The organism is Zongyangia sp. (assembly GCF_965361945.1).
Genome location: NZ_CBDTOK010000009.1, coordinates 1 through 12825 on the forward strand (window position 1 = coordinate 1; position 12825 = coordinate 12825).

11 protein-coding genes are annotated in these 12825 nt (G+C 44.4%); 4 read left to right on the forward strand and 7 right to left on the reverse strand.

Going from position 1 to position 12825, the window contains the following annotated elements; translation table 11 throughout:
* Together ACZ25G_RS00635 and ACZ25G_RS00640 are read right to left on the reverse strand one after the other, a co-directional pair.
* The coding region (locus ACZ25G_RS00635) for a BadF/BadG/BcrA/BcrD ATPase family protein (protein WP_463681177.1) at positions 1 to 1097 on the reverse strand (1097 nt) is incomplete at its 3' end.
* 338 nt (positions 1098 to 1435) lie between these two features.
* Complete coding sequence (locus tag ACZ25G_RS00640) at positions 1436 to 2452, reverse strand: DUF4349 domain-containing protein (RefSeq protein ID WP_463681178.1); 1017 nt, start codon at positions 2450 to 2452, stop codon at positions 1436 to 1438.
* Between the two features lie 315 nt (positions 2453 to 2767).
* Between ACZ25G_RS00640 and ACZ25G_RS00645 the strand changes: the two genes are divergently transcribed.
* Complete coding sequence (locus tag ACZ25G_RS00645; RefSeq protein ID WP_463681179.1) at positions 2768 to 4504, forward strand: M3 family metallopeptidase; 1737 nt, start codon at positions 2768 to 2770, stop codon at positions 4502 to 4504.
* A 15-nt stretch (positions 4505 to 4519) separates the two neighbouring features.
* Complete coding sequence (locus ACZ25G_RS00650; protein ID WP_463681180.1) at positions 4520 to 4978, forward strand: YbaK/EbsC family protein; 459 nt, start codon at positions 4520 to 4522, stop codon at positions 4976 to 4978.
* 43 nt (positions 4979 to 5021) lie between these two features.
* On the opposite strand, the gene ligA is transcribed toward ACZ25G_RS00650, so the two are convergent.
* Both ligA and yunB read right to left on the reverse strand, forming a co-directional pair.
* Positions 5022 to 7007 (reverse strand): NAD-dependent DNA ligase LigA, encoded by a 1986-nt coding sequence (gene ligA, locus ACZ25G_RS00655; RefSeq protein WP_463681181.1) that lies wholly within the window; start codon positions 7005 to 7007, stop codon positions 5022 to 5024.
* Positions 7008 to 7080: 73 nt separating this feature from the next.
* Complete coding sequence (yunB, locus tag ACZ25G_RS00660; protein WP_463681182.1) at positions 7081 to 7803, reverse strand: sporulation protein YunB; 723 nt, start codon at positions 7801 to 7803, stop codon at positions 7081 to 7083.
* Between the two features lie 190 nt (positions 7804 to 7993).
* On the opposite strand from yunB, the gene ACZ25G_RS00665 reads away from it, so the two are divergent.
* Together ACZ25G_RS00665 and ACZ25G_RS00670 are read left to right on the forward strand one after the other, a co-directional pair.
* Entirely contained in the window at positions 7994 to 8974 is a 981-nt protein-coding gene (locus ACZ25G_RS00665; protein ID WP_463681183.1) for a M23 family metallopeptidase, read from the forward strand.
* Complete coding sequence (locus tag ACZ25G_RS00670; protein ID WP_191481495.1) at positions 8952 to 9560, forward strand: site-2 protease family protein; 609 nt, start codon at positions 8952 to 8954, stop codon at positions 9558 to 9560. Before ACZ25G_RS00665 ends, ACZ25G_RS00670 begins: the two co-directional genes overlap by 23 nt.
* 58 nt (positions 9561 to 9618) lie before the next feature.
* Here ACZ25G_RS00670 and gltA read toward each other — a convergent pair whose 3' ends face one another.
* The 3 genes from gltA to ACZ25G_RS00685 all read right to left on the reverse strand — a co-directional run.
* Positions 9619 to 11010: an NADPH-dependent glutamate synthase gene (gltA, locus tag ACZ25G_RS00675; protein ID WP_463681184.1), complete on the reverse strand. Its 1392-nt coding sequence runs from the start codon at positions 11008 to 11010 to the stop codon at positions 9619 to 9621.
* Positions 11003 to 11848 (reverse strand): sulfide/dihydroorotate dehydrogenase-like FAD/NAD-binding protein, encoded by an 846-nt coding sequence (locus tag ACZ25G_RS00680; protein ID WP_191481493.1) that lies wholly within the window; start codon positions 11846 to 11848, stop codon positions 11003 to 11005. Before ACZ25G_RS00680 ends, gltA begins: the two co-directional genes overlap by 8 nt.
* Before the next feature lie 232 nt (positions 11849 to 12080).
* Positions 12081 to 12825: SpoIID/LytB domain-containing protein (locus tag ACZ25G_RS00685; protein ID WP_463681185.1), on the reverse strand; the 745-nt coding region annotated here is incomplete at its 5' end.

Below are 12825 nucleotides of genomic sequence, written 5' to 3' on the forward strand. Positions count from 1 at the left end.
CACAGCTGATAAATCTTTTCCAGCTGCTCCTTGACAATACTGACAGGGTTGCCCTGGTTAGAGCTATAGTATTCATAGAGGATTTGATCATCTTTAGAAAGAAGAACCACCTTGGTTGTGGTACTGCCACAATCGATGCCCAGATAAGCCCCGCCGTCATAGCCAGCAATATCCCGTCGTTCTACTGTGGCCTTGGCATGGCGCGCACGGAATTCTGCATACTCCGCTTTGTTCTTAAACAGCGGTTCCAGATGTTCTGTCCTATCTGCATCATCAGAGGCCTGGGTAATCCGGGTAATGAAATCATCGTATGTATAAAACCTTTCCTGTTTCTGCGCAAAAATTGAGGTGCCAATGGCAACAGCATACGGCCCCAGATCAGGGAATACTGCATTTTCATCTGAGAGTTTCAGTGTCTCTTTAAAGCGTTTTTGAAGCCCCTTTAAAAAGTAGAGGGGTCCTCCCAAAAAGAGGACCTTGCCCTTAATTTGCCGCCCCTGGGCAAGACCTGTAATTGTCTGATCTACTACCGCCTGGAAGATGCTTACAGCAATGTCTTCCTTCCGGGCCCCCTGGTTGAGAAGAGGCTGAATGTCACTTTTAGCAAAGACACCGCACCGGGACGCAATGGGATAAATTTTCTCATAATTCTCACTGAGTTTGTCCAACTCATCCGGAGTCACGGCAAGCAGGGATGCCATCTGATCGATAAACGCACCAGTCCCTCCTGCACAGGTGCCATTCATCCGTTCCTCCATTCCACCGGTGAAAAAGATAATCTTGGCATCCTCTCCCCCAAGCTCAATGACCACATCGGTGTCCGATGCATATTTTTTTACGGCCTCTCCGGTGGCAAAAACTTCCTGGACAAAGTCCACGCCTGCGGCCTTGGATAATCCCAAACCAGCAGAACCAGAAATCGCCGCTTTAAATTCATGTCCCTCCAGCAAAGGGCGCACCTGCTCCAGAATTTCCGCTGTCTTCTGCCGTACTTGGGAAAGATGCCGTTCATAGTGCTTAAATTTTAGTTTTTCGCCATCATAAACCACAACTTTGACTGTGGTGGAACCAACGTCCACCCCCACTGTAAAACCCATATTTCTCCGCCTATCTCTTAAAATCTTATTTTTTCTCTCTGTAGGAAAAGCTTTTAGCCTTATTCCCCCATAATTTACAAAGCATAAAAATACTGATAATTTATTATCGTAACATAATTTTTGGCCTTTTTCCAACATTTTTCATCATAGAAATATGACACAACTGTAAATTTGGGGCGCCATTTATTCCCAAGAATCGGCTGTTTTCTCCAACATGCACTATTATAGTCTATTTTTATTATTTATGCAATATGCTGATTGCGATTGGCAGTATTTGAATTAGCTGCACAAAAAAGGCAGGGTATTTTTTAATACCCTGCCTTTTTGAGGATTAATTTCTATTGATTCTTTTTCTCTTTTTGTTGTTCTAAAGACTCTTCAGTCCCTTTATCCACCGTTTCTCCTTCATTAGATGTCGTTGCCTTATCAATCTTTCTGTGTTTACGTCTTTTTCGCAGAATTAAAACGATAATAATTATAATTACCCCAATAATGAGGATATAAGGCAGGTTGACAATCAAAAAAAGAGCAATGTTCACACACATGGTCCCCAGATCATTCATGGTTTCTCCAATGCCATGGCCTACTTTCTCAAAAAAGCTGTCTCCCTGTACCTCCGTAACACTTTTGACCTCTTCAATCTGGATATCCACGGTAGAATAGTCCACCATATTATCATATTGTTTCAGTGAGCTTGTATAGCTTTCCAGCTGCCTGCGCACTTCGGTCAATCTCTCTTCTAAGCGAATAATTGCCTCAATATCATCCGCTTGTTCTAACAGGCTGAGAAGCCGTTCCTGCTCGACTTCTAAAGCATTCCTTCTCGACTCTGTATCATAATAGGTAAGAGATATGTCTTCAGCATATTCATTTTGATAGAGCACATTGCTCTGCTCGGAAACCTCAGAAAGAAAACTATCCAGTTTCTCCTGAGGAATGCGCAAGGTCAGGTAGGCATGACGCAAATTTTCCCTGCCATCCGCATACAAATTCTTCCCATCGACCATGGAGCTTTGTACATATCCCCCTGCCTGTTCCACCTTGTTCTTTAAAGAGGAAATAAAGCTGTCAAAGTCCAATGTCTCTACGCCCATGTCCACTGTGCGAATAATTTTGGCCTCATTGTCCTGCCACTGTTCATCGCCGTCATCTGCGGATATCTCCGCACTCTCGGCGGCAGCGTCCTGAGCGGCATTGTTCGCCGTATCCTGATCCATTCCCACAGCGCCAGTTTCCACTTCCGCAATAGCTGTACTGGACGATGACTCTCCTGTCATATCGGATGCAGAGCACCCAGTCAGCAGCAAAATAGCTACCAATGCCAATGCAGAAAATGCCAGCAATAACTTCTTCATACCGCTTCCTCCTTTTCCTAAATTGAGCCTGCAAAATTTCTTCACAAGCTTTGGTTTTTTAATTATATCATATCAGTGTATTTCTTTTTCTTTTTCATTGCATCCGTTTCTTATTTGTTACTAAATTGGCATATACTACATGGGATACGGAAAAAGCCCTACAAAAAATGATCGAATTTTATAAAATTCTGTTTACTAACCTCTGCTAGAATGATAACATAAAGTCATGCGTTTAAGCATTTGCATAAACCTTATAGGAAAGGATGGAGATTTATCATAAAAAAAAGAAAACTCATTGCAGTGATCGCCCTATGTATGTCCTTTTGCCTAATACTAACTTCCTGTGCGGTACTGGATTCTGTCCTCAATGCTGTTACAGGATGGGGGGATAAAAACACCCACCAGGATGTCAAATTTGAAGATATGGTCTATACTCGTCCGGATGGAGATGCACTTCTTTCTCTGATTGATCAGGCCATTTCGGATTTTGACAGCGCTGACTCAGCCCAAAAACAGATGGAGGTTGTCAATTCCTTTTCTACTGAGCTCAGCAACTTTTCTTGTATGTACACATTGGCGCAGATCCACAGTTACCTTGATGCCACCGATGAATTTTACAAGGAAGAAATGTCCTATCTGGATGAAATGGCCGCGAATATAGACGCCAAACGCAACACATTAATGCGCAAATTGGTAGAATCCCCTTATTATGATGACCTGGAAGAAATGCTGGGAGAATGGCAGATGGAGGATCTCTCCATGAGCACCAAGACCAGCGCCGAAGAGATCGCGGATTTGAAAGTTCGGGAAAATCAATTGGTCACCGAATATAATTACCTAGCTGCTACGGCCACCATTGACTATTTTGGTGAAGAAACGCTATTCAGTTCCCTTGATCCTACCATCCAGTATTTCATGTTACCCGCCTATTATCAGAAATACAATGAAATCCTAGGCGAAAAATACCTGGAACTCATTCAGGTTCGCCAGGAAATGGCGCAGAAATTAGGCTATGACAATTACATCCCCATGGGCTATGACAATATGGGTCGTAGCTGCTATGGTGTTGAGGAGGTCGAAGCCCTCCGTGCTGATGTCAAAAAATATATGGTACCTCTTTATAAAGAGATCATCCAGCAGGCCCAAAATGATCTGCTCACTGATTCAGAGTCTCCCAGTTTTCTTCTCAGTGAAGATATCGTTCCCCAGGGGGGATACGACGGCATGGTGGAAAACTTCTGGAACATGACAGCTGAGCTTTCCAAAGAAACTGCCGAAAGTTCTGATTATATGCGCCGCAACAATCTCTACAGCTTTGAAAAGCAGGAGAATAAGACGGATACCGATATGACCACGATTATTGGTGGTCAGTACTATGCACCATACATGTTTATCAACGTGGATGGAACCAGTTTTTATGATGTCACCACCATGTTCCACGAGTTTGGGCACTATAACGCCATGTACCATAAGGTATCCCCCGAATCTTATTTCAGTTCTGAATCTCGATCCATCGACGTGGCGGAGATATATTCCCAGGGCATGGAATTTATTGCATTCCCCTATTATGAAGACTTCTTTGGCGCAGGAGCCGAAGACGCACAGAAGTCCCAGGTGTTTTCCAAGGTAGAAACTATTGTAAACGCCACTATGCAGGATGAATTCCAGCATCTAGTCTACGCAGAGGAAGACATTACATTAGACGAGATCAATGAAATATGGGCGAATCTTTATAAGGAATACGGGCTTGATACTCTGGTCTCCGGCGATATGGCCAGTACTATCGGCCTTTCCTGGATCGATATTCCCCATTTCTTCTTAGTTCCCTTCTACTCCATTGACTATACGGTGTCAGCCTGCGCCGCGCTGCATGTATGGGAGGATTTGGAGCAGGATTGGCAGGAAGGATATGCTACCTATATGGAGCTTGTCAAAGCTCCTGCCAGTCTCGACTTTTTGGAAGTTCTAGCAGAAGCAGATGTGCCCAGCCCCTTTGAGCCCAACAGCATGAAGGTGCTCAGCGAAAAAATAGCAGATTATTTAACAAATTAAAGGAGCCTGATATTTGTGCGAAACGAAAAAGTTGATGCCTTTTTGGCATCTCACGGATTCAATGTCCTGGAATTCGAGGAAGGAAGTACTGCTACCGCTCCCATGGCGGCAAATCAGTTAGGAGTGAAAATCGACCAAATTGCCAAGTCTATCCTCCTAAAGGGAAAGGATGGAAAAAACTATCTGGCGGTCATTCCTGGCGCGCAGAAGCTATCCAGTTCCAAAATCAAGGCTGCAACCGGGACAAAATGCAGCATGATGAATGGAGATGAGGCTTTTGCCGCCACAGGATATCATCCTGGAGGCGTTTGCCCCTTTCTGGCAGAGAATATCATCATTCTCATCGATCAAAGTTTGAAAGAGCTGGGAGATATTTATCCCGCTGCCGGCACCAGTTCTACAGCAGTCAAGATAGATTTTGATAGCTTGGTACGCATTACCGGGGGCACCCCCTGTGATGTTATCGCAAAATAACTAGGAATAAAAGGGCCCTGGTAATACCAGGGCCCTTTTATTCCTAGAATGATCCAAGCATTTCTAAAAATTCCTGTTCCGATAGGATGGGGGTGCCTAATTGTTGTGCCTTTGTCAGCTTGCTTCCTGCTTCTTCCCCTGCCACAACATAGGTTGTCTTCTTTGAAACGCTGGAAGAAACTTTGCCGCCAAGTTTCTCAATAGCTTCCTTCGCTTCATTGCGTGTCATTTGAGAAAGGGTACCCGTCAAAACAAAGGTGGAACCTTCCAAACGGGTGTCGCTGACGATCTTAGTATTCTCCATCAAAACCCCTGCGGACTTCAGCTTTTCTACCATTTCTCGAGTCCCTTCCATGGAAAAGAAATCTACAAGGCTTTCTGCCATAATCATACCAAATCCATCAATGGATGCCACTTCTTCCGCAGTAGCAGACATGACCGCGTCCAAGGTATGAAAACGCTGCGCCACAAGATCTGCCGCTTTTTGACCGATATTGCGAATGCCAAATCCAAACAGCAGCCGAGCAAGGCCTGCCTGCTTGGATTTTTCAATAGCATCCATTAGATTTTGCGCCGATTTTTCTCCCATTCGCTCCAAATTCTTTACATCTTCTTTTTGAAGGAAATAAAGATCACTGGCGCTTTGAATGAGCTTCTGATCGATAAGGGACTGAATGAGCGCTGGGCCCAGCCCTTCGATATCCATGGCATCCCGGGAAGCAAAATGGATGATCATCCGCAGCAATTGTGCAGGGCATTCCGGATTGATGCATCGCAAGGCTGCTTCATCCTCTTCCCTGACCACCCGGCTGCCACAGGACGGGCAGATCCTTGGAATTTGATACACTTGGGAATTCTCACAGTGGCGGGCCACTGTGACCACCTCTGGTATGATATCCCCTGCCTTGCGCACTACAATGGTATCCCCAACGCCAATGGCTTTTTCATCAATAAAGTCCTGATTGTGGAGAACTGCACGGCTGACAGTGGTTCCCGCCAATTGGATAGGGTCAAAAACCGCCGTCGGAGTCAATACACCAGTGCGTCCCACTTTTACCTGAATTTCTTTCAGTACGGTTTCCTTTTCCTCAGGGGGATATTTAAATGCAACCGCCCATCTTGGATATTTAGCAGTAGAGCCCAACTGTTCTCTCTGGGCGAAATCGTTAATTTTAATAACAGCACCGTCAATATCAAAGGGATATTTTCCCCGCATAGAGCCAATGTGCTCTACCTCTTTGACGGCATCCTCAATATTGTCAAACTTCTGAAAGGAGGGAATCACCTTAAACCCCAGTTCGGATAGAAGAACCAGAGAATCATAATGATTGGTGATTTCTATCCCCTCTATCTGTTGAACATTAAAAACAAAAATATCCAGCCGTCGTTTTGCCGTGATCTTGGGATCCTTCTGTCGTAGAGAGCCCGCCGCCGCATTCCGTGGATTTTTAAACGGCTGCTCCTCATTGAGTTCCTGTAATGCCACCAGTTTCTCAAAGTTATGCCTGGGCATATACACCTCACCCCGTACTTCCAAAAAAGGCAAAGAACGGCGCAACCTCATGGGAATGGAGGGCACAGTTTTAAGATTCTGGGTGACGTCTTCTCCCACCATTCCGTCTCCGCGGGTAGAACCACGTACAAATTTAGAATCAGCATATTCCAAGGATACAGAAAGCCCATCAATTTTAGGTTCTACCACATAGACAGGATTTGCTATCGTCTCTCGAACCTTTTCATCAAAGGCATATAGCTCGGCGGTATCAAACATATCCCGCAGACTTCCCATCGGCACGGTATGGGGAACACTTTCAAAGGTGTTGAGCGCCATCCCCCCTACCCGCACGGTAGGAGAATCATCGGACTTAAATTCAGGAAACTGTTCTTCTAAGTCCATCAACTCATGAAGCATCCTGTCATATTCAAAATCCTCTACCGTGGGACTATCTAGCACATAATATTGATAATTGAGCTCCTCCAATACGGTTCGGAGCTCTTCTATTTTCTGTTTTGCCTCAATTTTTTCCATACAGATGACGATCCTCTCTCAATGGCTTCCATTCATTTTATAATGATATATAACAAGAATATTATACCATAACTCACTCTGAAATATCATCTACATATTTTTTAATGCGAGCGTCATTCGCATCATAATCGTTAATATCAGACATATTGGCATTCCCGCCGTCTTCTACATTGGTGTAGGCATCTGGAATGGGGCCTACAATCACGGTTTCTGCAATACAGAAATTTGTGCCTGCTGTAAATTCGGTGGAGAATCCCGGTATGACCGCTGTAAATTCTACATGAACATCCAGCATCATCTGATGGCGGGTTTGATTGATTCCAGCACTATCAAATTTACTCTCCAGTTGGGTGTGTGCACTCCCCTGAGGAATAATACGAAAATTGATCTCCGGCCCAAACCCTGAAAGCCACTTACTACCAGAAAGGGTACCGGCAGGAATTCCAATGGAACGGTATTCGTCTTTTTCTAGCTCCTCTTCTACCGCATTGGATATACGGGACTTGAGACTACTGATTGCCAAAGCGTCAGTTTCTATGGAGCTGACCTGGTTATTCTCCCCCATATTTAACTGAACAAGATCCTCATAATGAATCTCTTGGCTTTCTATCTCCTTTAAAACAGCGTTGTTAATTGCCTTTGTCGTATATACCTTAATTTGGTAGGAAACAATGGTGGAAACTGTCTTTTGCACCTGCATATCAAAATAAAAAAGAAAAGCCAAAAGAACCAAAACGGCAACAAAACATTTGCATACAAATGTTTTCCGAAGCCGCCGACGGCGTAGTTTTGTCATTTAGCTTCCCTCCTGTTTTATCTGAATCATCATATTTTATGCCTTTTATAGCACAAAAGTGTATGAAAATGAAAGGAAACAAATGATTCCTACTAAATCTTTAGTTATGATTTTGGTTCCTCGCTCATAAAATGGGACAAAGGGCTTTTCTGGCTCTTTCGTTAAAAGCAGGAGGAAAGGGGAATCTACATTGAACGAGAGCAGACAAGAAAACAAACCGGATATCCGGCAGGAATACAGGCAGAACCAGTCTCCCATACCTGACCGAAGAAAATCCTTAGAATCATCTCAACCCAAGGAGGAGCACATTGTCTTTGGCGTCATTGTCATCCAAGTTTGCATTTGCATTTTTGTGTTGGCAACGGCTTTTATTCTCAAAGGTTTTGGTGGTTCAAACTATGAAACTGTGCGCTCTTATTACCAAAATCTTGTGACACCCGAAAATCTCCAGGTGGAAATGAACAACCCGCAAGACTATGCGGATAAAATGAATCAGCTGGAAAAAGAGCTGGCCCAAATTCCAGACCAGTTCGCCTTGGCTCCACAGCAGGACGAAGATACAGAGGAGGGCCAATCAAAATTAGAAGAAGAGAAGAACTCTGAAAATGCAGAAAACAGCGAGGCTTCTCATCCTCAAGAATCAGGTGCTGGAGGACAGCATAGCGTATCCTATGTATCCTTAGATACTACAAAACCAATGGAAAAACAAAAATGGCCAGCACCAGAGGGGACAGCATTGTCCCCCTTTTTTGTGACAGCAACCCCTATATCACCTGTAGACGGTACCATTACCTCTCCCTATGGTTATCGGATTCATCCTATTACGGGAGAACTAGACTTTCACACCGGCCTTGACATTGCGGCTCCTAATAACACCCCCATTCGAGCTATCCTACCCGGAACTGTCAAGGAAATTGGAGAATCTGAGATCTATGGTAATTATATTGTTGTTGCTCATCAAAATGGCTTTGAGTCCGTCTACAATCACTGTGAAAGTATTACTGCCCAAGTGGGAACGGTGGTGCGCCAAGGAGACTGGATCGCTCGGGTTGGATCTACTGGGCTCTCTACCGGAAATCACGTCCATCTTGATCTCAAAATTAATGGGGTCTATGTGAATCCCTATCTTGCTTATATAGGAGCCGTTCATGCTGACATTTCGGATACGTAATACCAGACTTCACCTTTCCATCTGGTTCTTCGCCATACTATATTTATTCCTTATCATGGATCGCCAGCAGTTTTATCCCCTTTTTTTCGGATCCATCTTTTTGCACGAAGCGGCTCATCTTATCATAATGATTTGGTGGAAAAAGAAGATCCTCTCTATCTCTCTTTTGCCCTTTGGCATTCGTGTATCTGCTGAGGAAACGGTGATCCAGAGCTATGGCCAGGAAATTTCTATTACCCTGGCTGGCCCGCTGGCCAATTTTATCTGTGCCGCTGTCTGTCTATGGTGCTTATCATTTCACCAAAGTCTGCCGCTGGCTGTATCCGCAGCAGTCAATTTAGTTTTGGGCGCTTTTAACCTTTTACCCATTGGAGTTCTAGACGGAGGCAGGCTACTTACACAGTTTCTTCAAATGAGAGGATGTCAAAAAACAGAAAAGATCACTTCTACTGTTTCTCTTCTTTTTCTCCTACCTCTTTTGTCTTTTTCCATCTGGCTTTTCCTCTTTCATGGACATAACCCTTCTCTATTGATCACTGGCATATATCTCACATCAACTGCTATTTTCAAGGCTACTAAAAACTAATATAATACAAAACAAAAAGACAGGCGCATGCCTGTCTTTTTGCGTTCATAAAAATAGATTATTGATTTTTCTCTTTGATATATTTATCAATAGAGGCAGCGGCTGTCTTTCCTGCACCCATAGCCAAAATGACAGTTGCGGCACCGGTAACAGCATCACCACCAGCGTAAACGCCTTCTCTGGTGGTACACATGCTCTCGTCTACAACCAAACAACCGTGATTGTTGGCTTCAATCCCCTTGGTGGTTGTACGGATCAGCGGGTTGGGAGAAGTTCCAATGGCCATAATCACGCTATCCACCGGCAATTCAAAGTTAGAGCCTTCAATAGCTACAGGACGCCGTCTGCCAGAAGCATCCGGCTCGCCCAGCTGCATTTCCAAGCACTCCAGCGCCCGAACATGTCCATCCTCATCGCCCAACACCTTCACTGGATTGGTCAGGAATTTAAAGATAATTCCTTCTTCCTTTGCGTGATGGATTTCTTCAGCACGCGCGGGCATTTCAGCTTCAGACCGGCGATATACAATATAAACGTTTTCTGCACCCATACGTTTAGCACAGCGGGCCGCATCCATCGCTACGTTGCCACCGCCAACGACTGCTACATTCTTGGCCTTATGCACCGGAGTATCATAATCCTCCAGATAGCCTTTCATCAGATTGATTCTGGTCAGATATTCATTGGCTGAATAAACACCCAAGAGGCTTTCCCCTTCGATTCCCAAGAAACTGGGCAAACCGGCACCAGAACCAATAAACACTGCTTCAAATCCCATTTCAAAAATATCGTCAATGGAAAGTACACGTCCAATAACCATGTTGGTCATGACATTGACGCCCAGTTTGCGCAGCCCATCGATTTCAGAAGCAACAATAGACTTCGGCAGACGAAATTCAGGAATACCATAAACCAAAACACCGCCCGGAGTGTGGAACGCTTCAAAGATGGTAACCTCATATCCCAATTTTGCCAAATCGCCAGCACAGGTCAGGCCAGAAGGTCCAGCACCGACAATGGCTACTTTATGGCCGTTGCTTTCAGGCTTAACAGTATCCTTTTTCACATTCTTCATATACCAATCGGCAACAAAGCGCTCTAAGCGGCCCACAGCCACCGGCTCGCCTTTAATACCCCGGACACATTTGCCCTCACATTGGGACTCTTGAGGACAGACACGGCCGCTGATGGCAGGCAGGGCATTGGTAGAAGCGACAATTTCATAAGCTTTCTCAAAATTGCCAGCAGCAACCTCTGCAATAAACTCAGGAATTCGGACATTAACTGGACAGCCGGAAACACAGGGCATGTGTTTGCAGTGCAGGCAGCGTCCCGCCTCTTCCATGGCCATCTCTTCTGTATAGCCCAAAGCAACCTCTTGAAAATTTTTATTGCGTACATTGGGATCCTGTTCCGGCATCGGAACTTTATGTAAAGACATATTAGGCATTGTGATTTCCTCCCAGCAAACGGCAAATATGGGTGGCGTCGTGCTGCTCTTCCCCTTTATAGAAAGAGTTGCGCTTCATCAACTCATCATAATCGACCTCATGGCCATCAAAATCCGGGCCATCAACGCAGGCAAACTTTGTTTTGCCCCCCACAGTTACACGACATCCTCCGCACATTCCGGTACCATCAATCATGATGGGATTCAGGCTTACCAAGGTTTTGATTCCATAAGGTTTTGTTGTCAAGGACACAAATTTCATCATAGGGATGGGGCCAATCGCGATAACCAGATCGTATTGATTACCAGACTCGATGAGCTGTTTAAGCTTATCGGTGACAAATCCTTTTTCACCATAGCTTCCGTCATCGGTGGTGATATAGTAGTGATTAGAAACCGCTTTCATCTCATCTTCCAGAATAACAATATCCTTGCTCCGGAAACCGGCGATGATGTCCACTTCAGCACCCTTGTTGAAAAGAGCTTTGGCTGAAGGATAAGCAATAGCACATCCAACACCGCCGCCAATCACACATACCTTTTTATACCCATCTAGTTCCGTGGGCTTACCCAAGGGGCCTACAAAATCATGGATAGAATCTCCCTCATTCAGTTCCGACAGCAACTTTGTAGATCTACCGACGGCCTGAAAAATGATGGTAACTGTCCCCTTCTCACGGTCATAATCAGCAATTGTCAGCGGGATGCGCTCACCAAATTCATCCACACGGAAGATGATGAACTGCCCAGCTTCAGCTTTTTTAGCAACAAACGGCGCCTCAACTTCCATCAGGGTGACCATGTCGTTAAGCTGACGCTTTTTTACTATCTTATACATGTTCCACGCTCCCTCTACAGTTTAGTTTCTTACAGTTTCAAATTATATCTCAAATGAGTACGTAATTCAAGGCGCTATCGTTCAATATGAAGAAAAAAAAACAAGTTTCATCGTGAATTTTGCTAAAACTGTTTATCATTTCCACTAAAAAGCATATTTCTTATTGTGCAGTTCTACTTTATAAAAAAACATCCAGTGAGATACTCACTGGATGTTTTTTCAACTCAAAATTCTATTTTACTGTAGTTCCCGGATAGTAATGCTCCAAAATTTCGATATAGTCCATTCCTTCTTTTTCAGCATAGAAATGGGCGCCGAATTGGCTCATTCCCACCCCATGGCCATAACCATAGGTGGTAATTGTAAACATACCATTTTTATAGGTGATATCGAAATCCGCGGAAGCAATAATACTGCCCGTTTCTGGGTTCTTCAGAATGTCCTCTCTCACCCAACGCCCAGTAATATTGGTGATGGAATTTTTGATTCGGTTGAAATAGACTGATTTTCCCGCAATCAACATATTTCCATTGTAACCACCCGAGGTTTCTGTTTTGACCTGGAAAAGCTTGGTCATATCATAGTTATCGGGGACATCAATACCTGCCAAGCTCAATCTACGCAGAATCTCGGCCTTTGTATAAGTATAGGTATGGGTATAGTATTTGCTGTTGGTAAAATAGCTGTCGGCAAGGTAGTCATATTTACTTTCCACACTTACCAAATAGGGATAACTGCCACCCCATACTTCCGTTGATGCATTGGTTCTTCCCGCAGAACAGGAGAAATAGGGGGTAAATGCTACTTCGCCATTATATGTTACCATTTCGCCAAGCACAGACTTCACTGCTTTCTCCACATTAGGGCCAATCGTGCTCTTCATCTGCACATAGGGTGCTGTTCCCGAGTTATTGGAGGAAAGCACGTAAGAGTAAGCGGCAACTGCTTGGGCTTTTAACGCCTCAATATTAAAGCTT